Here is a 23,005-nt window from a genome sequence, read left to right as displayed (position 1 = left end):
GCTCACGAAGCGGCGCGGGGCGGCCCCCCCCCGCCCGCTACCCGATCAGGCTCGGGCGCAGGTCGCGCAGCGTCCGCGACCGCGTCTGCCGCGCCGTCACGACGAACGACACCAGGAGCGCCCCGAGCAGCCAGCACGCGAGCACGCCCGCATCGGACCACGCCGCGCCGAGGTCCCCGCCGTACATCGTCTGCCGGATCGCGTCGACCGAGTACGTCATCGGCAGCGCGAAGTGCAGTGCCGCCAACGGCCCCGGCAGCGTCTGCCACGGGAACGTCCCGCCGGCGGTGACGAGCTGCACGAGCATGAGCACCAGGCCGAGGAACTGCCCCACCGAGCCGAGCAGCACGTTCAGCGCCATGATGATCGCCGCGAACGTCGCCGATGCCAGCACCATGACCCCGATCGTCGCCCCGGCGTGCACGACGTTCAGGTCGAGGGCGAACCGGACGATGAAGAACAGCGCCACCATCTGCACGAGTCCGAGCAGCGCCGGCGTCAGCCATCCGCCGAACACCACCGCGAGGGGCTTCCGCACCGCGGTGATCGCCCGCTTCGAGATCGGCTTGAGGATGAGGAACAGCGCGTACATGCCGATCCAGGCCGCGAGGGAGATGAAGAACGGCGCGAGTCCGGCCCCGTAGTTGTCCGCCGCCGCGACGTTGTCGTCCCCGACCTTGACCGGGTCCGAGATCACCGACGCTTGGTCCTCACGCTGCGAGGCGTTCGACGCCGGGATCTTCGTGCGGCCCTCGTCGAGCTTCGAGGCGAGCTCGGACGAGCCGCTCTGCAGCTTCGTCAGCCCGGACGCCAACGACTTCGCGCCGTCGTCGGCCGAGGCCGCTCCGGACGCCAACGAAGCCGCACCGGACGACAGCGTGGGCGCGGCCGACGCGAGCTGCGAGGTGCCAGAGGCCACCTGCGACGAGCCGGACGCCAACTGCGCGGCACCGTCCGCGGCGGAGGAGACCCCGCCGGCCAGGGTGGGGGCCGCCGTCGCCAGGGCGGAGGTGCCGGCCGCGACCTGGGCGGACCCGTCGCGCAGCTGGTCGACGCCCTCGAGCGCGGCCTTGGCCTTCGCGAGGTCGGCCTTCGTCTTCTCGTCACCGAGCTGCGCCTCGACGGTGGAGGTGATGACCGCCTGCACCTCCGGCGTCAGTTCCACCCCACGGTCTGCGGCGGCCTTCGTGATCGCCGCCGTCACGGTGTCGGGGGAGAGGCCGTTCAGCGCGTCGAGCGCCGGATCGGTCTGGTCGGCCAGTGCCTTGTTGCCGGCCGCGACCTGCTGTGCGCCCTCGTTCAGCTGCGCGGTCTGCGCCGGCAGCGACGCGGTCTGCTGCTTCGCCGTCTGCAGGCCCGAGGACAGCGTCGCCGCCCCGGAGGCGACCTGCTGGGCGCCCTGGTCGAGCGCAGCGGTCTGCGACGGCAACGCGGCGGTCCCGTCCGCGAGCGTCGCCGCCCCGGACGCGAGCTTGCCGGTGCCGTCCGCGAGCGTGGCCGCGCCCGACGCAGCGGACTTCGCACCGGAGGCGAGCTGCCCCGCGCCGTCGACCGCGTCGCCCAGGCTGTCGCGCACGTCGGCGAGGCCCACGAGCAGGGTCTTCGCCGCCTGCTTGCCGACCCGCTCGGCGACGGCGGTGCGCATCGTCTTGCCCGCCTGCTCCGCGATGGTCGAGGCGAGGTACGAGTTCGTGTCCGCCGTCGTCATCACGAGCTCGGCACGCTTCGGGTCGTCGGACTGTGCGGAGACGAGGGACTCCGAGAAGTCGTGCGGGATCGTCACGACGAAGTCGTAGGTGCCGTTCCGGACGCCGGAGCGCGCGTCGGCCGCGGTCGTCTTCGTCCACTTGAAGTCGGCGCCGTCGATGGCCTCCTTCGTGACGTCCTTGCCGTAGTCGACGTGGTCGCCGTCGAGCGTCGCCCCGGCGTCCTGGTCGACGATGGCGGCGGGGACCTGGTCGAGCTTCGCGTACGGGTCGCGGTTCGCCCAGAGGTAGGCGCCGCCGTACAGCAGCGGCACGACCATGAGCGCGATGAACGCGAGTCGTGCGAGCGGGGTCGCGGTGAGTCGCGCCAGTTCGGCGCGGACGAGCGAGGTGGTGGTCACGCGGTCGCCTCCGTGGGCAGGTGGTCGGTGTCGGACTGGAGGCGCGGGTCGTCTCCGTCAGGTCGGGCCACGTCCTCGGGGTCCTCGGTCTGGATGGTGTCGAGCAGGTGTTCGACGGTCGCGGCTGCGGCCTTGGAGGTCACGAGCACGACGGTCACGCCGCGGCGGGCGACGTCGCGGACGACCGCGAACCACCCCTCCACGGCGCCGCCGTGCCGTTCGGGCGAGGTGATGACGAGCCCGGTCACCCCGTCCCGCAGCAGGGCGAGTTCGACGAGGAGCCGGACCCGCACGTCGGTCGGGACCCGCTGCACGTGCGTGTCGGCGTAGTCCCGCAGCCCGAGCTCGTCGAGCACGGTGTCGACGTGCTCGCGGGAGGGCCGCTGTCCGGCGAAGGCGAGCTCCTCGCGCACGATGCGCTTGAGGCTCATCACGGGGAAGGGCTCGGCGATGCCCGGCGTGTCCACGAGGGCGAACGTCCTCCGGACCGCCGCGGCGTCGTCGTGCCCGTCGAGCAGCACGCGACCGGTCTCGGGCCGCATGCGCCCGCCGGCGACGAGCGAGGCGAGCACGGGTGCCTGCTCCGTCTCGACGGCGACGACACCCGGGCGGCCGGGGGCGGCGACGGCGGAGACGACGGGCAGCGCGGCACCGGGGTCGTCGCCGATGCCGACGTGGTCGAGTTCGAGCGTCATGCGCGGTCCTTCTCTGTGGAGACCTTCGTGGTGGTGGTGGCGGCCGGCTCGGAGAGCGAAGCGGTGCGCCAGTCGATGCCGGCCATCCCGAGCGCCGAGAGGACGACCATGCGGCGTCCGTCGTCGTCCGAGGTGCCGGAGCGCGTGGCCTCGTCGAGCACGGCGATGCAGGCGCCCTCGACGAGCCGGCCGAGCGTCGCGGGGTCGACGTCGTCGCGCATGGTGCCGTCGGCGATCCCGAGGGCGCACGCGTCGCGGACCTGGGCGCGCAGGGGTGCGAACACCGCGGCCACGGACTCGCTGAACGGGCTGCGGATCGCGACCCGGGCCATCGACCGGACGTGGGACACCTCGGACCACAGCGTCACCGCGATGGCGGCGAGCCGAGCGGCCGGTGGGAGTGCGCCGAGGTCCGCCGCGGTCGGCATCGCACCGGCGACACGGGCGGCCCCGGCCGTCACGACCTCGCGCACGAGGTCGTCACGGGAGGGGAAGTGTCCGTAGACCGCACGCCGGGAGAGTCCCGCGGCGGACGCGATCGTCTCGAGCGAGACGTCCGGGTCCGCCTGGAGCGCGGTCTTCGCCGCCTCGATCAGGGCAGCCCGGTTCTCCGCCGCGTCCCGGCGGGGAGCGCGTGCGGGCTGGTCAGGAGTGGTCACGCACCCCATCGTAATAACGTGCACACATGTGTGCAAGTTATCAGTTCCGGCACCCCCGACCGAGGGTGGTCCCCCAAAGTGCCGACTGCGCTCCCTGAGAGCAAGCGCATAACTTCACAGCAATTCCATGAAGAACACGGACGGAGCCAGGAGTGCGCCTTTTGAACCGTGCAACACCGAACGACAACCCGAACCCGAACCCCCATCGCATCGCACGCGTCCTGACCGCCGGCATCGCCGCCGCGGCCCTCGCGTGCGGTGGGCTCGCCGTCGGTGGGGCGGCCTCCGCGGCCCCGTCCGGCCTCTCGCCCGCCGACCTGAAGATCGCGCAGCCGCTGCGTGACGCGAAGCCCCAGAAGACGATCGCGGCGTTCGTGCGCACGACCGGCCAGGGCGCCCTCGAGGTCGACGCGAAGGCCAAGGGCGGCGACCTGACGAAGTCGAAGAAGCAGTCCTCGGCCGCGAAGCAGCGCGTCAAGGCGATCGGCTCGACCGTCGACGCGGTCCGCGCTGCCGTCAAGCAGTCCGACGCGGACGCCACCGAGCTCTACTCGACCGAGTACACCGTCCCGGGCATCGCCGTCGTCGCCGACGTCGAGGCGCTCCGGAAGGTCGCGGCGCGCTCCGACGTCGCGAGCATCATCCCCCTCACGCCGAAGAAGGTCGTCGAGCCGACGGTCAACAAGGATGCCTCGGCGGCCCCGTCCGGCGTCGACCCGAGCCTCGCGAAGCCGGGCGCGGACGGCGTCAGCCCGAAGAACGCGGCGAGCGACGTCTACACGCGGGCGCTCAACGCGTGGCAGCAGACCGGCCACACCGGCAAGGGCGTCAACGTCGCCGTGCTGGACACCGGCCTCGACTACACCCAGGCGGACTTCGGTGGCCCCGGCACCACGGCCGCCTACGACGCTGCCCTCGCCTCGACGAGTGCGCCTGCTCAGGGCTCGTACGACCCGCAGAAGTTCCTCGGCGGGTACGACTTCGCCGGGCCGACCTACAACGCGGACCCGACCGACCCCGACACCTACCAGCCGGTGCCCGCGCCGGACGACAACCCGATCGACGGCAAGGGCGGCGACCACGGCACGCACGTGTCCGGCACGATCGCCGGCTACGGCCTCGACGCCGACAAGCAGACCTTCGACGGCGACTACACCAAGCTCACCACGCAGCAGGTGCAGGACATGTGGATCGGTCCGGGCACCGCGCCCGAGGCCGGCCTCTACGCCCTCAAGGTGTTCGGCGACGGCGGCGGCTCGACCGACCTCACCGGTGCCGCGCTCGACTGGGTCGGCCAGTCGCTGACCGAGGGCAAGGACATCAACGTCCTCAACCTGTCGCTCGGTTCCGACTACGGCGCACCGGACGACCCCGACAACGCGAAGATCGACGCGCTCACCGCCCGCGGTGTCCTGCCCGTGATCGCTTCGGGCAACGCCGACGACTTCACCGACATCGGTGGCTCGCCCGGGAACGCCGAGGGTGCCCTGACGGTCGCCGCCAGCGCCACCGGCCAGTCGCTCTACGACGGTGTCCAGGTGACCGCCCCGTCCGCCGTCGCGAAGACCTACCGCGCGCAGTACTCCCAGAACTTCCAGGGCACGCTGCCGGTCGAGGGCGACGTCGTCGTCCCGACCACGAACGTCGACGGCTGCACGCCCTTCACGGGTGCGGACGCCGCGGCCGTCGCAGGCAAGGTCGTCTGGCTCAAGTGGACCGACGCCGCGCTCGAGTGCGGGTCCGGGGTCCGGTTCAACAACGTCCAGGCCGCCGGCGGCGTCGGCGTGCTCCTCGCGGGCACGATCAACACCTTCAGCTCGGGCATCGCGGGGAACGCGACCATCCCGGGTGCCGAGCTGACCAAGGACAGCGTGACGAGCCTCCTGGCCTCTGCCAAGGCCGGGACCCTGCACGTGAAGTTCGCCGACGAGCTCAAGGGCTTCGAACTCGCCACCGACCCCGAGGCCGTGAACACGCTCGCGTCGTTCACCAGCCGCGGTGTCCACGGTTCGTTCGGTGACATCGTCAAGCCGGACATCGCCGGCCCCGGGGTCAACGTGATCTCCGCGGCCAACGGCACCGGTGACGACCGCATGTCGATGAGCGGCACGTCGATGGCGACGCCGGACGTGGCGGGCATCGCCGCGCTGACGTTCGAGTCGCACCCGACCTGGTCGGCCCCGGACGTCAAGGCCGCGCTCATGAACACGGCGACGCACGACGTCAAGGACGGCTCCGGCACGGCGACCCTGCTGCGCCAGGGCACCGGTCGCGTCGACGCCCTGCAGGCCGTCACCGCCGACACCACCGTGAAGAGCGTCGAGAACGGTCAGCTCGTGACCGCCTCGTTCGGTGTCGTCGAGGTCGCGGGCAAGACCAGCGAGACCCGGTCCCTCCTCATCGAGAACACCGACTCCACGGCCCACACCTACGACGTGGCCTACCAGCCGCAGGTGTCCCAGCCGGGTGTCGCGTTCTCGCTCAGCACGAAGCGCGTCACCGTCGGCCCCGGTCGCGGTGCGGTCGTGGACCTGACCTTCACGGTCGCCGACCCGACGCAGCTCCGCCGCGTCATCGACCCCACCCAGGAGTCGGTGCAGCAGGGCTACCAGCGGGAGTTCGTCACCGCCGCGACCGGTCTCGTGACCTTCACCCCGACCGACAAGACGCTCGACCCGCTGCGCCTCGGCACGTACGTCGCGCCGAAGCCGGTCAGCGCCGTGCGCGGTTCGGGTGTGTCCTTCACCGGGTCCCAGAAGACCGCGAACCTCGCGCTGAGCGGCCGCACGGTCGACCAGGGCGGCCTGACCTCGGGCTACCACGCCGCGGTCGCACCGTTCGTGCTCGGCGGGACGGACGGCGTGGAGTCGTTCCCGACGGGTTCGGCGTCGCAGTCGCTCAAGGCCGCTGACGTCCGTGCCTACGGCGTCAGCTACGACAAGGCGTCGGACACCCTCGCGTTCGGTGTGCAGACGGCCGGTCCCGACGCCAACCCGGGCGCCGTGACCAACGTCGAGGTGTTCATCGACACGAACGGCGACGGCAAGGACGACTACCTCGTCTACGACGCGAAGTCGTCCGTGGTCGACGCGACGCTCGTCACGACGATCGACCTCGCCAAGGCTGCGCAGGCCGTCGACGACCCCGACATCGACCCGGTGGTCGACGCCTTCCCGCTCAACGGCGGTGCCCCCGGCCAGGACGTCAACACGTTCGACAGCGCCGTCAAGGTGCTGCCGGTGACGGCCTCGGCGATCGGCGCCGCGGGCAAGACCATCTCGTACCGGGTGGAGACCGAGTCGGCGTACGCGCCGGGTGCGGCCACCAGCGGGTCCTCGGTGGTCGACGTGACCTCGATGGCGAAGTTCAACCTCGCCAAGCCGACGCTCACGTTCGCGCAGGGTGGCCAGGGCGGCACGCTGTTCGCCGACAAGGGCACGCTCCAGGTCACCCGCGGCGCCGGTGTGGCCAGCGCCCGGATCCTGCTGCTGCACCTCGGCAACGCGGTCGGCAGCCAGGCCCAGAGCGCCGCGGCGACCTGGGTGGCCCCGGCACTGACGCTCGTCAAGGGCAGTGCGGTCTCCATCAGCGGCAAGCCGACGGTCGGCACGAAGCTCAAGGCGAACCACGGTACGTGGAACGGCTCGGGCGTCACGTACTCGTACCAGTGGCTCCGTGACGGCAAGGCGGTGAAGAGCGCGACGAGCTCGTCCTACAAGCTCGGCACGTCCGACGCCGGCCACACCTTCTCGGTGAAGGTCGTCGCGACGGCGAAGGGCTACCAGGACGGCACGTCGACCTCGAAGTCGACCGCCAAGGTCGCTCGCCGCTAGGCACCGACACCACCACTCGGGCCCCGTCGCACCCCAGCGACGGGGCCCGCAGTGCGTCAAGAGGACATGTAGTTAGACAAACTAGTTATCCGGTGGGAGGGTTGCAGCATGCAGACGCAGACCACCCTGAAGCAGCTCCGGGCCAACCCGATGGAGTGGCGTCGCCGTGGGCTCACCCCGCCCGACGTCATCCAGTCGATGATCGAGGAACGCCTCGCCGAGCCGGGCCACTCGGCCCCGGTGGGCGACCCGTCGTACCAGGACTTCTTCCGCAGCTGAGCGCGCGAGCGCGACCCGCTCGGGGACTGGAGGCGCGGTGCCGGCTGGCACCGCGCCTCCAGTCCGTCTCCGGTACCGTCCGTCGGACAGACGGCGGGGCGCCGCGTCGGCCGCGCCAGGCGACCGGCAGGTAGCGTGCCGGTGGCCGTCCGATAGACTCGGGTGGACCACCGGCCCGACTGGTCGTGTGAGGTCCTCCGCCAACGTGAGGAGAACCAGATGCCCGCTGCAGTGATCATCGGAGCCCAGTGGGGCGACGAGGGCAAGGGGAAGGCCACCGACCTCCTCGGGTCCCGCATCGACTACGTCGTGAAGTTCAACGGCGGCAACAACGCCGGGCACACGGTCGTCGTCGGCGGCGAGAAGTACGCCCTGCACCTGCTGCCCTCGGGCATCCTCACGCCCGGTGTCACGCCCGTCATCGGCAACGGCGTGGTCGTCGACCTCGAGGTCCTCTTCCAGGAGCTCGACGCGCTGAAGGCCCGCGGCGTCGACACCTCGAAGCTGCTCGTGTCGGCGAACGCCCACGTCATCACGCACTACCACCGCACGATCGACAAGGTGACCGAGCGGTTCCTCGGCAAGCGCCAGATCGGCACCACCGGTCGCGGCATCGGCCCGACCTACGCCGACAAGATCAACCGCGTCGGCATCCGCATCCAGGACATCTTCGACGAGAACATCCTGCGCCAGAAGGTCGAAGCGGCCCTCGACCAGAAGAACCACCTGCTGGTGAAGGTCTTCAACCGTCGCGCGATCGACGCCGACGAGGTCGTCGAATCGCTGCTGTCCTTCGCGGACCGCCTGCGTCCGATGGTCGCCGACACCGGGCTCGAGATCCACCGTGCGCTCGAGCGCGGCGAGACCGTCCTGTTCGAGGCAGGCCAAGCCACCATGCTCGACGTCGACCACGGCACCTACCCGTTCGTGACCTCCTCCTCGGCGACGGCGGGTGGCGCGGCGACCGGTTCGGGCATCGGCCCGGGCAAGCTCGAGCGCATCATCGGCATCGTCAAGGCGTACACGACCCGCGTCGGCGCCGGTCCGTTCCCGACCGAGCTGTTCGACGAGTCGGGAGAGTTCCTCCGGGCCAACGGCTTCGAGTTCGGCACCACCACGGGTCGCCCGCGCCGCTGCGGCTGGTACGACGCCCCGATCGCCCGCTACACGGCGCGCGTCAACGGCGTGACGGACTTCGTGCTGACGAAGCTCGACGTCCTCACCGGGCTGTCGACGATCCCCGTCTGCGTGGCCTACGAGGTCGACGGCGTCCGAGTGGACGAGGTCCCGGTCAACCAGTCGGACTTCCACCACGCGAAGCCCGTCTACGAGGAGTTCCCCGGCTGGACCGAGGACATCACGGGTGCCCGCTCGTTCGAGGACCTGCCGAAGAACGCGCAGGACTACGTGCTCGCGGTCGAGGCGATGTCCGGGGCGCGGATCTCCGCCATCGGCGTCGGCCCCGGTCGTGACGCCATCGTCGTGCGGCACGACCTGCTCGGCGACACCGCAGCCTGACGATGCGCGTCCTGTTCGTCTGCAGCGGCAACATCTGCCGTTCGCCGCTCGGCGCACAGGTCCTCACGGCGCGACTCGGCCCGGACGAACCCGCGTTCGTGGTCGAGTCCGCCGGCACCATCGCGCAGGACGGCGCTCCGATGGACGATGCCGCCGCAGCGCAGTCGGTGCGGCTCGGCGGGTCGCCCGACGGGCACCGTGCGCGGTACCTCACCGCAGTGATCGCGGGGTCGGCGGACCTCGTCCTCACCGCCGAGCGCTCGCACCGTGCGGCCGTGGTCTCGCTCGCACCCCGGACGGCGAAGCGCGCGTTCACGGTCAAGCAGTTCGCCCGGGTGCTCGACGGGCTCGAACCGGCCGAGCTCGGCGGCGTGTCCACGCCCGAGGAGCTCGTCGCACTCGTCGCCCGGCTGCGGGGGACCGTGCCGCCGCTCGCGGACCCGGCGGACGACGACGTCGACGACCCGTACCGCCGGTCGACGGCGACGCACGAGCGGGTGGCGGACGAGATCGCCGCGGCGCTCGTGGTGGTCGCGGACGCGCTGCGCGCCGTGCGCTGACGCGCGGGCACACTGTGCGCCGGGCGCTGACGCGCGGGCACACTGCGCGCCGGGCGCTGACGCGCGGGCACCCTGCGCCCCGGCCGCCCGCCGCTCAGCGCCGCGCCAGCACCTGCCGCTCGCGACTCGCGGCGACGCCCGCCACGAGCTGCACCCCCAGCAGCGCCAGCAGCACCACGACCGGCACCGTCCAGCCCCCGGTCGCCGTGTGCAGCAACCCGATCCCGAGCGGTCCGAGCCCCGCGAGCAGGTACCCCGTCCCCTGCGCCATCGTCGACACGTGCGCGGTGTGCCGGGCATCGGGCGACCGCCACACGATGTAGCTCAACGAGAGGCTGATCGCGCCGCCCTGCCCGAGCCCGAGCAACGTCATCCACAGCCACGCCCCGGCGGCCGGAGCCACGAGCAGGCCGACGAACCCCACCGCGCAGAGCACCACCACGACGACGACCGGCACCCACGTCGGGCGCAGTCGCCGCGCGATCGCGGGCCCGGTCACCCCGGTGACGATTCCGGGCAGGCTCGAGTACGCGAGCATCAGACCGGCCTCGTGCGCGGTCACCCCGGCGTCCTGCAGCACCGTCGGCACCCAGGTGAGGAACGCGTAGTACGACAGGCTCTGCAACCCCATGAACCCGGTCACCGCGATCGCCACGGGGTCGCGGAACAGGCGGGCGAACGTCGGCTCGTCGGCGGCCTGGACCGGAGCGTCGTCCACCGTCCGCGAGCGCCCGGTGTGCCCCGGGTTCCGCAGCGCCCGCGGCAACCAGACGAGGAACGCGACGACCGCCGGCACCGCCCAGAACGCCAGTGCCGGTCGCCACGACCCGAACGCCGTCGCGAGCGGGACGACGGCCGCCGAGGCGATCGCGGCACTGAGGAACAGCGCCGTCGAGTACAGCCCCATCATCAGCCCGACCCGGTGCGCGAAGTCGCTCTTGATCGCCGCGGGCATGAGGACGTTCGCCACCGCGATCGCGGCGCCGGCCAGCACGGTGCCGCCGTAGAGCGCCCAGCCGTGGGGCTCGATCCGCAGCGCGATGCCCACAGCGAGCACGGCCATCGTCAGGCCGAGCAGCCGGTGCAGCCCGATCCGCCGGGTCAGCAGCGGCGTCAGGAACGCGAACGCCCCGAACGCGAACACCGGGATGGTGGTGAGCAGACTCGCCGCCGACGGACGGAGGTGCAGGGAGCGCTCGACGGCACCGAGGACCGGACCCACCGACGCCACGCCCATCCGCAGGTTCAGCGCGACGAGCAGGAGTCCGGCGCCGACGTACCAGGCGGCCAGGAGTCGCCGGCGGGGTCTCGTGTCGGGCACGGTGGTGGAAGCGGTGGTCATGCATCGATCCCACCATCCGGCGGGACCGGCCCGGAACACGTATGCTGCCGCTCGATGTCGGTTTCCAGCCACGCCCACGAGCGGATCGTCGACGACCGCACCGAGGCGGCGTACCGCTTCGAGCACGCCGAGACGGTCCCGCCCCACGCGCACCCGCTCGGTCACCTCGTGCACGCAGCGACGGGCGTGCTGTCGCTCATCACCGCCGACGGTGCGTGGATCGCGCCGTCGAACCGGGTCGCGTGGGTGCCGGCCGGTGCCGAGCACCGGCACCGGGCCCACGGGGTGACCGACATGCGGATCGTGTACCTGTCCGCGGAGGCCGCCGCGCGCCTCCCGTCCGGCCCCGCCGTCCTGTCCGTCTCACCGCTCGCACGGGAGGCGCTGCTCGCCCTCACGACACCGGCGCCGCGCTCCGAGACGGCCAGGTCCCACCTCCGTGCGGTCGTCGTCGACGAGGTCGCGTCCGCGCCGGAGCAGCCGCTGCACCTGCCGGAGCCGCGCGACCCCCGGCTGCGCCGGGTGGTGCGACGGGTCGAGCGCGACCTGTCGACCCCGCTGTCGCTCGCCGAGCTCGCGGCCTGGGCGGGGCTCGGGGAACGGACGCTGACCCGGCTGTTCCGGCAGGAGACGGGCACGGGGTACCGGCAGTGGCGCCTGCAGCTCCGGGTGCACCGTGCGCTCGTACTGCTCGCGGGAGGACACAGCGTCACCGACGTCGCGGCGGCCTGCGGCTGGGCGACGACGAGCCAGTTCATCGAGCAGTTCACGCCGCTGGCCGGGATGACACCGGGGACGTACCGCCGGGCTGCTGGCCGAACGAGCGCCTGACGGTCCTCCATCGGATTGGCCGGAGAACGAGTACCCCGATCTGTCCCCTGTACCCCGGAAGTGCGACGCCCGACCCCGGAAACCCGGGCTTCGCCGATGGGGCGCATTGACGGATCCCGTGAATCGGCGGGCGTCGCTGGCGGGTGGAGGGGTCGGTCTCGTAGCGTTCTCATGTCAGCCGATGTACCCCGGATCGCGAAGGAGAGCGACATGAGCACCACCGTCAGCACCGACACCCGAGCCGAGGTCACGCTCGACACCGAGACCGTCGACACGATCGCCATCCTCGAAGCCCAGGCTGAACCGCACGCCCGCCCGGCCCGCGCCAAGCTCACCTGGACGCAGGAGGACGACGGCGAGTGGGTCGCCAACTACGGCGGGTACTTCGGCGGATCGGTGGACAAGCGCGACGACCGCTACGTCGCCTCGGACACGTTCGGCCTCGTCGTCGGCGACTTCGCGTCGCTCGAGCAGGCACAGGCGAAGCTCGCGGACCAGCTGCACGTGATGCTGCCGTCCGTGATCCGCCCGGTCGACTAGGACGTCGCTCCCCGGAGCACCGCACCACCCCGCACCACCCGCACCACGGAACGCCGCACCACAGCAGCACGCACCAAGAGGAGCACGACCATGAGCACGCCCGTCGACCACCACCAGCACACCGAGGTGACCGTCGACACCGCCACCATGGTCGCGATCACCGGCATGGACACCCACGTCGACCTCGTCGTCGACACCGACGTCGACGAGCCGGTCCACCCGCGCATCCTCTGGTCGCGACCCGACACGGGGCTCTGGGCGGCGAACTACGGCGGCTACTACGGCGGGACCGTCGACCGCCAGGGCGCGCACTACTTCGTGTCCGACACCTTCGGGCAGTACGTCGGCGACTTCCGGTCGCTCGAGGAAGCCCAGCTGCGGCTCGCCGAGCGGCTCCACGTGCTCCTGCCGGACGTGCGTCGCGACGGCGCCTGACGCTCTGGACTGCGGGCCCGGACGACGTCAGCCGATCGGCTGACATGGTCCGGGCCTCCTGTCTGTCATGCTCTCGACGTGGGCCGACGCTCGGCCCGGACCGGGGGGACCATGACGTCGGACGAGCACGCGACCATCCCGCACCGAGCGGGCCCGTCTGCACGCGCGGTGCTGGCGACGTGCGTCGTCGCGGCACTCGTCCTGCTCGCCGGGCTCGTGGTCGTCACCTCGTCGCCCGCGCCGCTGCGCGCGCTGGGCGCGAGCGGCGTCTGCGGCGGGTGGTCGGACGACGAGCCCGGACGTGACGAGACCCGGATGTCCGCCGGGTTCGTCCTGCGGAACCCGTCCGACCGGCCTGTCACGCTCCGGGGCGTCCGTGCGACGTGGGACTCCGGGCTCCGCTCGGTGCGCGTCGTCCTCGCGGAGAAGGTCCGGGGATCCGGCACGGGCGCACTGATGGGCGACACCGCGAGCGTCGTCGACGGCGCACAGGTCCTCGACGCAGACGGCACGGTGATCGCGCCGCACCACGACGTCCGGGTCGTCGCCGAGATGCGCTCGAGGAGCCTGGCGCACGGCGGACACCTGACCGGGCTCCGGGTGACGACGACCGGGCCGCTGGGGACCCTGCGGACCCAGGAAGTGTCGGACGTGACTGTGGGGATGACCACGCCGGGGTCCGACGTCTGCTGAGCGGCGTGGCTAGGCGACCCGCTCGATGAGCTGCGGCCCGTCGTTCCTGACGCTGTTCACCGCACGCGAGACCTCGTACTGCTCGAGGCCCGCCGCGACCGTCAGCGACTCGTGGTCGAGCAGGGCGAGCAGGTCGTCCTGTCCGAGGCCGCCCTGATCGGTGTCCAACCAGGCGTCGTAGCCGTCCGGGGTGAGGAACGCCGGCATGCGGTCGTGCACCTCGCCCGGGGCCACGTGGGCGTCCCGCGTGATGATCGCCAGGGACAGCCGCCACTTGTCCGGGTCGCCGTCGGGTTTCGTGGGGTCGGGCCACGCGCTCACGACGCCGGCCATCGCGAGGGCACCGCCGGGTTCGTGGACGAAGTGCGGTTCCTTGCCGTCCTCGCGCACGACCCACTCGTAGTAGCCCTGGGCGGGGACGATGCAGCGGTTCGTCGCGAACGCCCGCTTGAACATGCCGCTCGTCGCGACGGTCTCGATGCGGGCGTTGATCGGCTTCGGGCGCTGCTTCTGGAAGTCCTTCGCCCAGCTCGGCACGAACCCCCAGCTGATCTGCGGGAGTTCGCGCTGCCCGTGCCGCTGCCGGACCGCGAAGACCGGGTCGGTCGGTGCGACGTTCCAGCTCGGGACCAGGCCGGTGCCGACCACGCCGGTGTCCTCGTCGACGTGCTCGGTGCGGTCGGCGAGCTCACCGATCAGTTCCGGCAGCAGATCGGCCGTGGTGTCGGAGACGACGAACCTTCCACACATGCGCCCAGTGTGCCCGGTGCCACCGACACGCGCTCACGCGCTCACGCGCTCACTCGCCTGGGAGGGCCAGCTTGCTGCCGCTCGGGCTGTCGGGGCGGCCTCGGCGCGGCGCGGGCGGGCCGGGCGGCAACGCCTCGGCCTCGACGCGGAGTTGCTCCTGGCGCCCGAGCGTCCGGATGCCGATGATCCCCGTGCCGCTCGTGACCACGATGGAGAACAGCCAGACGCCCGGGAACAGGATCACGGTGTCGCTGCCCACCGACGAGGCCACGTCGAACACGAGGGTGCCGAGGACGATGCCGATCCACCCGCCCGTGAGGAACAGCGAGCGGTACGCCGCTCGGACGAGCAGGTCGCGGGTCGCCGGCATGCCCTGCAGCACGGCGTCGCGGTGCTCCGGCGCGACCGGCGGCGGGTTGCGGCGGAAGTACCGGGCGATCGCCTCCTGTGTACGCCACCCGATGCCGGGCACAGGAGGGAGCGACCAGCCCCGGGGGCCGATCGGCGTGAGGGCGGCACCGACGCACCCGATGCCCGCGGCGACCAGGAGCGCCACGACGACCCCGGCAGCGACCGGGACGGCTCCGTCGAGGCGCTCGACGAACGCCCCCAGGAGCAGCAGCCCGGCGAACGCGACGACCGCGACGACGATCCCGACGCGGACGGCACGGCGGTGGTGTCGCCGGTCGACGAGCTCGGGGAGCCGCTCGCGGTACACCTGCCACCCGGTGCGGAAGACGGTCCGGGGTTCCTGCTCGCGGGCCTCAGTCACCGGGCAGCCGCACCTTCGAGCCGTCGACCCCGTGCTTCCCCGTATCGGCGTCTCCGGCTGGCGGATCGACCGCGAGGGCTGCGAGCCGCGCGCGCTCCGACCGGCCGAGCCGCACCACGAGGTCGGGCAGCGTGCAGACGTACACCGCTGCCCACAGCAGCGCGATCGGCCGCACGTCGCTGCGCACGAAGGCCGCGATCCCGAGCAGTGCGACCCCGCCGAGGAGCGGGGCGAGCCGCGTCAGCCGCCGGACCAGCCCGCGCTGCAGGAGTCCGACGTCGGTCAGCACCGCCGCACGGTCCTCGGGGGTCACCGGGAGCTGCCGTCTCGCCAGGTAGGGCTGCACCGACCACCGCACACTCATCTGCCAGTCCGGCCGGACCTGTCGCCCGTTGATGGTCGCTGCCGGGTCGAGCGGACGGTCGGTCCGGAAGGCGGAGAACACGATCGATCCGAGGCCGAGGGACACGAGCGCGATGACCACGACCGGTCGGACGGGCCCCGTACCGGCCCAGCCGAACGCGAGCTGCAGCACGACGGCGCCGACCAGCACGACCACGGAGCACGCGGCGGCGATCCACACGGCACGACGGGCGCGTGCGGGATCGACCACCGTGGGGATCCGCTCCCGCAGCACCTGCCACCCGAGTCTGAACACGAGGTTCCGTCTACTCCGTGAAGCTGACAGCGGTGGGGCCGGACACGCCCGACGCGTCCTCGTCGACCGACCGCCGCCGCCCGCCGTTGCGCCCCGCTCCAGCGGTCGTCCAGGAACGCACGATGCGCTCGTGCCATGAGTCTCGACATCGTCTACACCGCCGCCGCCCACGCCACCGGAGGCGGCCGCGACGGACACGTGCGCAGCGAGGACGACCGCCTCGACCTCGACACCCGTCCGCCGAAGGAGATGGGCGGCAGCGGCGAGGGCACGAACCCCGAGCAGCTCTTCGCCGCCGGGTACGCCGCGTGCTTCCTCGGGGCGCTCCACGCCGCGGGCCGGGAGCTCGACGTCGACACGACCGGCGCCGAGGTCTCGGCCGAGGTCGGCATCGGCGGCACCGGCAACGGGGGCTTCGGCCTCGCGGTCGAGCTCGACGTGTACGCGCCGGCCGCCCGACCCGAGCAGCGCCAGCGTCTCGCCGAGCGCGCGCACGAGATCTGCCCCTACTCGAACGCCACCCGCGGCAACATCACGGTCGCGCTGTCGATCGTCGACTAGCGTGCCGCCCGTGGTCACCGACGAGTCGCGCTGCCCCTGCCTGAGCGGCAACCCCTACGGCGAGTGCTGCGGCCCGCTGCACGCGGGCGCCGCGGCCCCGACCGCCGAGCGGCTCATGCGGTCGCGGTTCAGCGCGTTCGCCCTCGGCCTGCCCGAGTACCTGCTGCAGACGTGGCACCCGCGCACCCGCCCGGCGAGCCTCGAGCTCGACCCGGCCCAGCGCTGGACGCGGTTGGACATCCTGTCGACGGAGTCCGGCGGCCCGTTCGACTCTCGCGGCACCGTCGCCTTCCGCGCGTGGTGGCGCACCGACGACGAGCGGGGCACACTCGAGGAGACGAGCGACTTCGTGCGCGAGCACGGCCGGTGGTCCTACGTGGACGGCACGGTGTCCTGAGCGTCTCCGTCCCCAGACAGGAGCACACCGTGCCGGACCGTGACCTCGCCGCCTTCGGCGCCCACACCACCGCCGCCGAGGTCGTGGCGGGGCTCGACCTCCGGGGACGGACCGCCGTCGTGACCGGTGCCGCCTCGGGCATCGGCGTCGAGACGGCCCGAGCGCTCGCCGGGGCCGGCGCGACCGTGACCCTGGCGGTCCGCGACGTCGAGGCCGGACAGCGGGTCGCGGCGGACATCGCCCGCACCACCGGGCGCACGGCACCCGACGTCGCCGAGCTCCACCTCGACCGCCCTGCCTCCGTGGAAGCGTTCGCGGCGTCGTGGTCCGGGCCCCTCGACGCCCTGGTCGCCAACGCCGGGGTGATGGACAGCCCGGAGTCGTACACGTCGGCCGGGTGGGAGACGCAGTTCGCCACGAACCACCTCGGGCACTTCGCGCTGGCCTTCGGGCTGCACGAAGCGCTCGCCGCGGCGTCCGGTGCGCGGATCGTCTCGCTGTCGTCGAGCGGGCACGGCAGCTCGCCGGTCGTGTTCGACGACCTGTTCTTCCGGCGTCGCCCGTACGAGCCCGGACTCGCCTACGCCCAGTCCAAGACCGCCAACGTCCTCTTCGCCGTCGAGGTCGGACGACGATGGGCCGCCGACGGGATCACGGCGAACGCGTGCATGCCCGGAGGGATCTGGACGGGGCTGCAGAAGCACTGGGACCCGGAGGTGCTCGCGGCGACGAAGGTCTCCGCGGCGGACGTCGTCAAGTCCCCGGAGCAGGGCGCGGCGACGTCGGTGCTCCTCGCCACCGCTCCGGAGCTCGACGGCGTGAGCGGCCGGTACTTCGAGGACTGCCACGAGGCCGCCGTCGTCGACCGCATCACCGACGGGCTGCACGGCGTGCTCCCGTGGGCGCTCGAGCCGGCCGCCGCCGAGCGGCTCTGGGACGTCTCGGTCGCGTTGCTCGACGCCGAGGCACGAGCTCGACGCTGACCGAGGCTCAGGCCCCGATGGTCTCCGGCAGGCCCACGGAGGCGCGCATCGCCCTCCGCACGTCGGCCTCGGCCGGCAGGAGCTCGTCCTGGTCACCGCTCAGGAAGAACCGGATCTGCCCGAGGGCCTGCTCGGCGAGCATGTCGAGCCCGTTCAGCACGCGTCCGCCGGCGTCCGCCCACCGCGTGGCGACGGCGGTCGGCCAGGGCTCGTAGGCCACGTCGAAGAGCACCGCGTCCGGCCCTGACGGCACGAGGTCGAGCGTGTCCGCCGCACCCCCGGGCAGCGTCGAGACGACGAACCCGTGGCGGGTCCCCGGCAGCGCGGTCAGGGGGAGCACCTCGAGCGAGACCCCGAGCCGCACGGCCAGGTCGACGAGGTGTCCGGCCTTCGCGGTGTCGCGGAGGAACACCCGCACGAGCGACGCCCCGAGCCGCACGGCCGCGGTGAGGGCGCTCGTTGCGGTCGCACCCCCGCCGAGGACGGTCGCCTCACCGGGGAGGTGTCCGAGCGCCTCGACCGGGCGCACGATCCCCTCGACGTCGGTGTTCGCGCCGGACCGCAGGACGGTGTCGCCGACCGTGCGGAACGCGATGGTGTTCGCGACGCCGAGCTCGTCGACGAGCGGGGTCGTCCGGTCGAGCATCGGCAGGACCTCGCGCTTGAGCGGCATGGTCAGGCTCAGGCCGCGCCAGTCGGGACCCAGCCCCGCGACGAACGCGTCCAGTCCGCCGGACGCGACCTCGTGCCTCCCGTACGTGAACGGCACCCCGAGCACGTCGTAGGCCGCTGCGTGCAGCGTGGGGGAGAGGGAGTGGGCGATGGGGGAGCCGAGCACCGCGAGGCGGGTCCGGGAGGGGTCGGAGTACATGTCCCCGTCAGCCTATCCAGGCGTGTTCCGCGCCGAGCGCTTAGGTTAGGCTTACCTTCGTGATCCGAACTCCCTCCCGCTTCCGCCGAGCGCTCGCCGCTGCCGGCGCCGTCGTCGCAGCGTCCCTCGTCCTCGCCGGGTGCGCCTCCGGCCCCGGTTCGTCGTCCGACGACGCCGCGACCACGTCCGCCGACGGCCAGTTCCCGGTGTCCATCACCACCGCCCTCGGCACCACGAAGATCGACTCGCAGCCGAAGCGCGTCGTCGCCCTCGGCTGGGGCGACGCCGAGACCGCGCTCGAACTCGGCGTGCAGCCCGTCGGGGCGAGCGACTGGCTCGCGTTCGGTGGCGACGGCGTCGGGCCGTGGCTCAAGGGCGCGTACACGAAGTCGCCGAAGATCATCCAGACGCTCGAGCCGAGCTACGAGGACATCCTCAAGCTCAAGCCCGACGTGATCCTCGACGTGAAGTCGTCGGGTGACAAGGACCGCTACGCGAAGCTCTCCGCGATCGCACCGACCGTGGCGATCCCGAAGGGCGGCGAGAACTACCTCGCGTCGACCGAGCAGCAGACCACGATGATCGCGAAGGCGCTCGGCAAGGAGGCCGCGGGCAAGAAGCTCCTCGCCGGCCTCGACGACGCCTACGCCGCCGCCCGCAAGGCGCACCCGGACTTCGCGGGCAAGTCGGCGGTCGTCGGCGCCTACACGTCCGAGGGCTTCGGGGCCTACGCCTCGACGGACAGCCGCTCGACGTTCATGCGGAACCTCGGCTTCACGATCCCGAAGGCGATCGACGAGCAGGCCGGCAAGGCGTTCTCGGTGCACCTGTCGGACGAGAACCTCGACCTGCTGGACGCCGATCTCACGCTGATCCTGCCGATCTACGTCGAGGCGTCCAAGGCCGAGTCCGACCCGCTCTTCCAGAAGGTGCCGTCGGTCGAGGCCGGGCACGCCATCGTGTTCGACGACCCGGACGTGTCGTCGGCGTTCTCGATGGGGACCACCGCCGCGATCGAGTGGGCGCTCGAGAAGCTGCCGGACGAGTTCCAGGCGAAGCTCGGCTGACGCCGGGCGGGACGCGCCGGCGAGACGCCGATGCGGAACGACGGGAGGCGCGGTGCTAGCTGGCACCGCGCCTCCCGTCTTCCTGTGGTCGCGTCCCGAGCCGGCGTCCGGCCCGTCGCGACGCTGCGGTCAGGCGCCGAACGTCGAACCGAGGAACGCGAAGAGCAGAGCGATCAGCGGGAACGACCCCTGCACGAACGCGGAGTTGAGGTACCGGCGACCCGTCCCGAGCAGGACCACGGCGGCACCGAGCATCGACGCCGTCGAGAACACCACGAGCGTCCACCCGGTGGCCCCGTTGCCCGTGACGGCGAGCACCACACCGAGGATCGCGCCGATCGCGAGGAACAGGTTGTAGAAGCCCTGGTTGAACGCCATCGAGCGGGTGGCCTGGACCTCGGTCTCGGACGACAGGCCGAAGATCTTCCGCACACGGGGACTCGTCCACGCGACGGACTCGAGGAAGAAGATGTACACGTGCACGAGGCCCGCGAGGACCGCGAACACGCACGAGATCACGAGCAGGACCGACATGGTCCCCATTCTCGCAGTTCCGAAGGCGTGCTCAGTTCCCGCTCAGGTTCCGGTCGCCGGCCGCCGACGTAACCGACACCTGCCGAGCGGTCGCGGCCGTTAGGCTCGGGGCATGAGCGACGACGACACCACGCCCCAGTACGACCCGGCGGCCGTCGCCGAACTGGCCAGCATCCGCCAGAGCATCGACAACATCGACGCCGCGGTCATCCACATGCTCGCCGAGCGCTTCAAGTACACCCAGCGGGTCGGTTACCTCAAGGCAGCAGCGGGGATGCCGGCGGCCGACCCGGGGCGCGAGCAGATCCAGGTCGCACGACTCCGCTCCCTCGCCGCCGAGTCGCACCTCGACCCCGCCTTCGCGGAGAAGTTCCTGAACTTCATCGTCGCCGAGGTCATCCACCACCACGAGCAGATCGCCGGCGGCGACGAGTGAGCGACGCGCTCCCGACGCTGCTCGTCGGCTCGTACACGGCCACCGGCGGCGGGAACGCGACGGGCATCTCGATCGTGCCCGGAGGACCGGTCGGGACTGCGGACGGCGGCGCGCCGACGGCTCGCACCGTCGCGGTCATCGACGACCCGTCGTTCCTGGCCGTCTCCGGTGACCGGGTCTACGCCGTGTCCGAGACGGCCGACGGCGGTGTCTCGGCCTTCCGCCTGGGCGGCTCGTCGCTCGAGCACCTCTGGGACGCTCCGGCCGGCGGCGACGCCCCGTGCCACGTGCGCGTCGACCCGTCCGGTGCGCTCGTCGTCACCAACTACGTCTCCGGCACCGTCACGGCGGTCTCGCTCGCCGCAGCGGAGTCGCACGCCGCGTCGGTGCTCGGCAGCGACGGGCTGATCGGCGCGCACGGCAGCGACGACCAGGTGACGGTGCCCGCGTCGGCGCTCGTCACCGAGGTCCTCCCCGACGCCACCGGCCCCGTCGAGGACCGGCAAGAGGGCCCGCACGCCCACCAGTCGACCGCGACGCCGGACGGCACCGTGCTCGTGGCGGACCTCGGCGGCGACGCCCTGCACGAGTTCCGGATCACGGACGCCCCGAGCATCGAGCAGGTCCGCGTCCACCACGTCACCCCGGGTGTCGGACCGCGGCACCTCGCCTGGTACGAGGGCGACCTCATCGTGGCCGGTGAGCTCGACGGCCGGGTCCACCGCCTCCGCCGCGACGGCTCGGGGTCGTTCGTGTCGATGGCCTCCGCGGCGACCTTCACCGGCGAGGTCGGCGAGTCGCTCCTCAGCCACATCGAGGTCGACGAGGCCGGGCGCGTGTACGTCGCGGTGCGCGGGCGCGACCTCGTGGTGGTGCTCGACGCATCCGACGGCGGGCTGTCGCTCGTGGGATCGGCGTCCTCCGGTGGAGTGTGGCCCCGGCACTTCGCACGGGTGCCCGGGTTCCTCCTCGTGGCGAACCAGATGTCCGACGCCATCGCGGTCCTGCCCCTCGGCGAGGACGGTGTCCCGGGCGAGGCCGTCGCGCAGATCGCGGTCGGCACGCCGGCGTGCGTCGTCCCGGTCGTCGTGCCGGTCTGAGTCCGACCCCATGGACGCGTCCTACACCCTCGTCCCCGGCCCGCCTCCTCTCGACGACTACCTCCGGCTGCGCCGTGACTCCGGCCTGACGCCGAAGAACGCCGACCAGGGCGCCGGGGCGATCGCCGGCAGCTGGTCCGCCTGCCACGTCCTCGATCCCGACGGGCGGCCCGTCGCGATGGGCCGGACGATCGGCGACGGCGGCTGGTACTTCCACATCGCCGACATCGCGACCGACCCGGCGCACCAACGCCGGGGGATCGGTCGTGCGGTGGTCGCCTGGCTCGTCGCGGACATCCGCTCCCGGGCACCCCGTGGCGCGTACGTCACCCTCGTCGGCGACCCGCCCGGGCAGCGGCTCTACCGATCGCTCGGCTTCGACGACGTGGCACCGAGCCTCGGGATGGCGCTGCTGACCGACTGACCGGCCGGCCGGGTGGTCAGGACTCGATGACGTTCTCGAACGGTCGGCCCTCGGCCAACGCGGCCACCTGACGGCGCATCAGCTCGATCGACCGCGGCACGCTGAGGTCCGTGTTGCCGCCGACGTGCGGCGTCAGGACCGTGTTCGGCGTCGTCCAGAGCGGGTGCCCGTCGGGCAGCGGTTCGGGATCGGTGACGTCGAGCGCTGCCGAGAGCCGTCCGGACCGCAGCTCGGCGACGAGGGCATCGGTGTCGACGACCTTGCCGCGGGCGACGTTCACCACGAGGGCGCCGTCGGGCAGCGCGGCGAGCAGATCGGCGTCCACCAGCCGTTCGGTCTCGTCCGTCAGCGGGGCGATGAGCACCAGGACGTCGGTGGTCGCGGCGAGCTCCGGGAGCTCGCCGAACGCGTGGACCTGCCGGCCGTCCTGCTCACGCGCGGTCCGCGCCACCACGGTGACCTCGGTGCGGAACGCCTCGAAGCGGGTCGCGATGGCGGACCCGATCGCGCCGTAGCCGACCACGGTCACGCGACGGTCGGCGAGGGACCGGGTGGTCCGGGCGTCCCAGACGCCGTTCGCACGGTCGGCCTGGAACGCCCCGAGCTCGCGCAGTGACGTCAGCGCGAGCCCCACCGCGAGTTCGGCGGTCTCGTCGTCGTGGATGCCGCGGCCGTTCGCGAGCTGCGCGTGGCCGGGGACGTGCGGGACCGCGTGCTCGTACCCGGCGCTCGGCAGCTGCAGGAGCCGCAGGTTCGGCAGGTCGTGCACGTACTGCCACCGGTGCCGCCCACCGAAGTAGAACGGCAGGAACGCGATGGCCACGTCGTCGGGGCGTCCGTACGGTGCCTCGACGTCCCACACGTCGAGCTCGATGCCCTCCGGCACGGGGCCGAAGCGATCGACGAGTCCACGGAACGGCAGGGTGACGACGGGCATCAGTCGGTGCCCGTCGTCGTGGC

General features: G+C 72.3%; 25 protein-coding genes. 15 read left to right on the top strand and 10 right to left on the bottom strand.

From position 1 onward, the window contains the following. Window positions 1-37: 37 nt before the first annotated feature. The 3 genes from ACIPEP_RS00505 to ACIPEP_RS00495 are packed head-to-tail and all read right to left on the bottom strand — an operon-like array spanning window position 38 to window position 3,461. Window positions 38-2,107, bottom strand: coding sequence for a YhgE/Pip family protein (locus ACIPEP_RS00505; protein WP_402716152.1), 2,070 nt, complete (start codon window positions 2,105-2,107; stop codon window positions 38-40). Then, window positions 2,104-2,802 carry a hypothetical protein gene (locus tag ACIPEP_RS00500; RefSeq protein ID WP_402716151.1) on the bottom strand — a complete coding sequence of 233 codons (699 nt, stop codon included), beginning with the start codon at window positions 2,800-2,802 and terminating at the stop codon, window positions 2,104-2,106. Before ACIPEP_RS00500 ends, ACIPEP_RS00505 begins: the two co-directional genes overlap by 4 nt. Beyond that, on the bottom strand, window positions 2,799-3,461 hold the full coding sequence (locus ACIPEP_RS00495) for a TetR/AcrR family transcriptional regulator (protein ID WP_402716150.1): 663 nt from the start codon (window positions 3,459-3,461) through the stop codon (window positions 2,799-2,801). Before ACIPEP_RS00495 ends, ACIPEP_RS00500 begins: the two co-directional genes overlap by 4 nt. 161 nt (window positions 3,462-3,622) lie before the next feature. On the opposite strand from ACIPEP_RS00495, the gene ACIPEP_RS00490 reads away from it, so the two are divergent. The 4 genes from ACIPEP_RS00490 (at window position 3,623) to ACIPEP_RS00475 (ending at window position 9,651) form a co-directional block, all read left to right on the top strand. Beyond that, window positions 3,623-7,294, top strand: a complete 3,672-nt coding sequence (locus tag ACIPEP_RS00490; RefSeq protein WP_402716149.1) for a S8 family serine peptidase — start codon at window positions 3,623-3,625, stop codon at window positions 7,292-7,294. Window positions 7,295-7,402: 108 nt separating this feature from the next. Next, window positions 7,403-7,573 carry a hypothetical protein gene (locus ACIPEP_RS00485; RefSeq protein ID WP_156794772.1) on the top strand — a complete coding sequence of 57 codons (171 nt, stop codon included), beginning with the start codon at window positions 7,403-7,405 and terminating at the stop codon, window positions 7,571-7,573. Between the two features lie 219 nt (window positions 7,574-7,792). After that, the gene (locus ACIPEP_RS00480) at window positions 7,793-9,091 is read left to right on the top strand and encodes an adenylosuccinate synthase (RefSeq protein WP_070417034.1); all 1,299 of its coding nucleotides are present in this window, start codon (window positions 7,793-7,795) and stop codon (window positions 9,089-9,091) included. Window positions 9,092-9,093: 2 nt separating this feature from the next. Continuing rightward, window positions 9,094-9,651, top strand: coding sequence for a low molecular weight phosphatase family protein (locus ACIPEP_RS00475; protein WP_402716148.1), 558 nt, complete (start codon window positions 9,094-9,096; stop codon window positions 9,649-9,651). A gap of 94 nt (window positions 9,652-9,745) precedes the next feature. Here the strand turns inward: ACIPEP_RS00475 and ACIPEP_RS00470 are convergent, their stop codons facing one another. Then, window positions 9,746-10,993 carry an MFS transporter gene (locus ACIPEP_RS00470; protein ID WP_402716147.1) on the bottom strand — a complete coding sequence of 416 codons (1,248 nt, stop codon included), beginning with the start codon at window positions 10,991-10,993 and terminating at the stop codon, window positions 9,746-9,748. 54 nt (window positions 10,994-11,047) lie between these two features. Here ACIPEP_RS00470 and ACIPEP_RS00465 point away from each other — a divergent pair, with 54 nt between their 5' ends. The 4 genes from ACIPEP_RS00465 (at window position 11,048) to ACIPEP_RS00450 (ending at window position 13,492) form a co-directional block, all read left to right on the top strand. Beyond that, the gene (locus tag ACIPEP_RS00465; protein WP_083403142.1) at window positions 11,048-11,824 is read left to right on the top strand and encodes a helix-turn-helix transcriptional regulator; all 777 of its coding nucleotides are present in this window, start codon (window positions 11,048-11,050) and stop codon (window positions 11,822-11,824) included. Window positions 11,825-12,034: 210 nt separating this feature from the next. Beyond that, the gene (locus tag ACIPEP_RS00460; RefSeq protein ID WP_070417032.1) at window positions 12,035-12,364 is read left to right on the top strand and encodes a hypothetical protein; all 330 of its coding nucleotides are present in this window, start codon (window positions 12,035-12,037) and stop codon (window positions 12,362-12,364) included. A gap of 90 nt (window positions 12,365-12,454) precedes the next feature. Beyond that, a complete protein-coding gene (locus ACIPEP_RS00455; protein WP_402716146.1) occupies window positions 12,455-12,799 on the top strand; it encodes a hypothetical protein in 345 nt (114 codons plus the stop codon). A 111-nt stretch (window positions 12,800-12,910) separates the two neighbouring features. Then, window positions 12,911-13,492, top strand: coding sequence for a hypothetical protein (locus tag ACIPEP_RS00450; RefSeq protein WP_402716145.1), 582 nt, complete (start codon window positions 12,911-12,913; stop codon window positions 13,490-13,492). 9 nt (window positions 13,493-13,501) lie between these two features. Here ACIPEP_RS00450 and ACIPEP_RS00445 read toward each other — a convergent pair whose 3' ends face one another. The 3 genes from ACIPEP_RS00445 to ACIPEP_RS00435 are packed head-to-tail and all read right to left on the bottom strand — an operon-like array spanning window position 13,502 to window position 15,672. Then, the gene (locus ACIPEP_RS00445) at window positions 13,502-14,242 is read right to left on the bottom strand and encodes an SOS response-associated peptidase (RefSeq protein WP_092384600.1); all 741 of its coding nucleotides are present in this window, start codon (window positions 14,240-14,242) and stop codon (window positions 13,502-13,504) included. Window positions 14,243-14,291: 49 nt separating this feature from the next. After that, entirely contained in the window at window positions 14,292-15,014 is a 723-nt protein-coding gene (locus ACIPEP_RS00440) for a hypothetical protein (RefSeq protein WP_402716144.1), read from the bottom strand. Then, on the bottom strand, window positions 15,007-15,672 hold the full coding sequence (locus tag ACIPEP_RS00435) for a hypothetical protein (RefSeq protein WP_402716143.1): 666 nt from the start codon (window positions 15,670-15,672) through the stop codon (window positions 15,007-15,009). Before ACIPEP_RS00435 ends, ACIPEP_RS00440 begins: the two co-directional genes overlap by 8 nt. Window positions 15,673-15,807: 135 nt before the next feature. On the opposite strand from ACIPEP_RS00435, the gene ACIPEP_RS00430 reads away from it, so the two are divergent. From ACIPEP_RS00430 to ACIPEP_RS00420, 3 genes are read left to right on the top strand one after another with little or no spacing between them, the layout of a single operon-like run. Then, window positions 15,808-16,233, top strand: coding sequence for an organic hydroperoxide resistance protein (locus tag ACIPEP_RS00430; protein ID WP_071294457.1), 426 nt, complete (start codon window positions 15,808-15,810; stop codon window positions 16,231-16,233). 10 nt (window positions 16,234-16,243) lie between these two features. Then, a complete protein-coding gene (locus tag ACIPEP_RS00425; RefSeq protein ID WP_071303600.1) occupies window positions 16,244-16,630 on the top strand; it encodes a YchJ family protein in 387 nt (128 codons plus the stop codon). Between the two features lie 29 nt (window positions 16,631-16,659). Continuing rightward, the gene (locus tag ACIPEP_RS00420; RefSeq protein WP_402716142.1) at window positions 16,660-17,613 is read left to right on the top strand and encodes an SDR family NAD(P)-dependent oxidoreductase; all 954 of its coding nucleotides are present in this window, start codon (window positions 16,660-16,662) and stop codon (window positions 17,611-17,613) included. A 7-nt stretch (window positions 17,614-17,620) separates the two neighbouring features. Here the strand turns inward: ACIPEP_RS00420 and ACIPEP_RS00415 are convergent, their stop codons facing one another. Further along, entirely contained in the window at window positions 17,621-18,484 is an 864-nt protein-coding gene (locus tag ACIPEP_RS00415) for a shikimate dehydrogenase family protein (protein ID WP_402716141.1), read from the bottom strand. Window positions 18,485-18,543: 59 nt separating this feature from the next. Between ACIPEP_RS00415 and ACIPEP_RS00410 the strand changes: the two genes are divergently transcribed. Further along, on the top strand, window positions 18,544-19,551 hold the full coding sequence (locus tag ACIPEP_RS00410; RefSeq protein ID WP_402716140.1) for an iron-siderophore ABC transporter substrate-binding protein: 1,008 nt from the start codon (window positions 18,544-18,546) through the stop codon (window positions 19,549-19,551). A 129-nt stretch (window positions 19,552-19,680) separates the two neighbouring features. On the opposite strand, the gene ACIPEP_RS00405 is transcribed toward ACIPEP_RS00410, so the two are convergent. Next, window positions 19,681-20,085 carry a DUF1304 domain-containing protein gene (locus ACIPEP_RS00405; RefSeq protein ID WP_083295407.1) on the bottom strand — a complete coding sequence of 135 codons (405 nt, stop codon included), beginning with the start codon at window positions 20,083-20,085 and terminating at the stop codon, window positions 19,681-19,683. Window positions 20,086-20,197: 112 nt separating this feature from the next. Here ACIPEP_RS00405 and ACIPEP_RS00400 point away from each other — a divergent pair, with 112 nt between their 5' ends. Genes ACIPEP_RS00400 through ACIPEP_RS00390 form a run of 3 tightly spaced genes read left to right on the top strand, consistent with a single transcriptional unit; the run spans window position 20,198 to window position 22,045 of the window. Then, window positions 20,198-20,521 carry a chorismate mutase gene (locus ACIPEP_RS00400; protein ID WP_070417024.1) on the top strand — a complete coding sequence of 108 codons (324 nt, stop codon included), beginning with the start codon at window positions 20,198-20,200 and terminating at the stop codon, window positions 20,519-20,521. Next, a complete protein-coding gene (locus tag ACIPEP_RS00395; protein ID WP_070417023.1) occupies window positions 20,518-21,621 on the top strand; it encodes a beta-propeller fold lactonase family protein in 1,104 nt (367 codons plus the stop codon). Before ACIPEP_RS00400 ends, ACIPEP_RS00395 begins: the two co-directional genes overlap by 4 nt. 10 nt (window positions 21,622-21,631) lie before the next feature. Beyond that, the gene (locus tag ACIPEP_RS00390; RefSeq protein WP_071294461.1) at window positions 21,632-22,045 is read left to right on the top strand and encodes a GNAT family N-acetyltransferase; all 414 of its coding nucleotides are present in this window, start codon (window positions 21,632-21,634) and stop codon (window positions 22,043-22,045) included. A gap of 16 nt (window positions 22,046-22,061) precedes the next feature. Here the strand turns inward: ACIPEP_RS00390 and ACIPEP_RS00385 are convergent, their stop codons facing one another. Continuing rightward, window positions 22,062-22,982 (bottom strand): 2-hydroxyacid dehydrogenase, encoded by a 921-nt coding sequence (locus ACIPEP_RS00385; protein WP_071294462.1) that lies wholly within the window; start codon window positions 22,980-22,982, stop codon window positions 22,062-22,064. Window positions 22,983-23,005 lie beyond the last annotated feature (23 nt).

Source organism: Curtobacterium sp. NPDC087082, assembly GCF_044745045.1.
Lineage (GTDB): Bacteria > Actinomycetota > Actinomycetes > Actinomycetales > Microbacteriaceae > Curtobacterium.
This window is presented reverse-complemented; position numbering and strand designations above follow the sequence as displayed.

Bases quoted from the DNA above. Each gene is read 5' to 3' on its own strand.
- ACIPEP_RS00475 (WP_402716148.1), top strand. From the start codon at position 9,094: ATGCGCGTCCTGTTCGTCTGCAGCGGCAACATCTGCCGTTCGCCGCTC.
- ACIPEP_RS00390 (WP_071294461.1), top strand. From the start codon at position 21,632: ATGGACGCGTCCTACACCCTCGTCCCCGGCCCGCCTCCTCTCGACGAC.
- ACIPEP_RS00480 (WP_070417034.1), top strand. From the start codon at position 7,793: ATGCCCGCTGCAGTGATCATCGGAGCCCAGTGGGGCGACGAGGGCAAG.
- ACIPEP_RS00405 (WP_083295407.1), bottom strand. From the start codon at position 20,085: ATGTCGGTCCTGCTCGTGATCTCGTGCGTGTTCGCGGTCCTCGCGGGC.
- ACIPEP_RS00460 (WP_070417032.1), top strand. From the start codon at position 12,035: ATGAGCACCACCGTCAGCACCGACACCCGAGCCGAGGTCACGCTCGAC.
- ACIPEP_RS00450 (WP_402716145.1), top strand. From the start codon at position 12,911: ATGACGTCGGACGAGCACGCGACCATCCCGCACCGAGCGGGCCCGTCT.
- ACIPEP_RS00485 (WP_156794772.1), top strand. From the start codon at position 7,403: ATGCAGACGCAGACCACCCTGAAGCAGCTCCGGGCCAACCCGATGGAG.
- ACIPEP_RS00445 (WP_092384600.1), bottom strand. From the start codon at position 14,242: ATGTGTGGAAGGTTCGTCGTCTCCGACACCACGGCCGATCTGCTGCCG.
- ACIPEP_RS00465 (WP_083403142.1), top strand. From the start codon at position 11,048: ATGTCGGTTTCCAGCCACGCCCACGAGCGGATCGTCGACGACCGCACC.
- ACIPEP_RS00415 (WP_402716141.1), bottom strand. From the start codon at position 18,484: ATGTACTCCGACCCCTCCCGGACCCGCCTCGCGGTGCTCGGCTCCCCC.
- ACIPEP_RS00385 (WP_071294462.1), bottom strand. From the start codon at position 22,982: ATGCCCGTCGTCACCCTGCCGTTCCGTGGACTCGTCGATCGCTTCGGC.
- ACIPEP_RS00430 (WP_071294457.1), top strand. From the start codon at position 15,808: ATGAGTCTCGACATCGTCTACACCGCCGCCGCCCACGCCACCGGAGGC.
- ACIPEP_RS00500 (WP_402716151.1), bottom strand. From the start codon at position 2,802: ATGACGCTCGAACTCGACCACGTCGGCATCGGCGACGACCCCGGTGCC.
- ACIPEP_RS00455 (WP_402716146.1), top strand. From the start codon at position 12,455: ATGAGCACGCCCGTCGACCACCACCAGCACACCGAGGTGACCGTCGAC.
- ACIPEP_RS00400 (WP_070417024.1), top strand. From the start codon at position 20,198: ATGAGCGACGACGACACCACGCCCCAGTACGACCCGGCGGCCGTCGCC.
- ACIPEP_RS00470 (WP_402716147.1), bottom strand. From the start codon at position 10,993: ATGACCACCGCTTCCACCACCGTGCCCGACACGAGACCCCGCCGGCGA.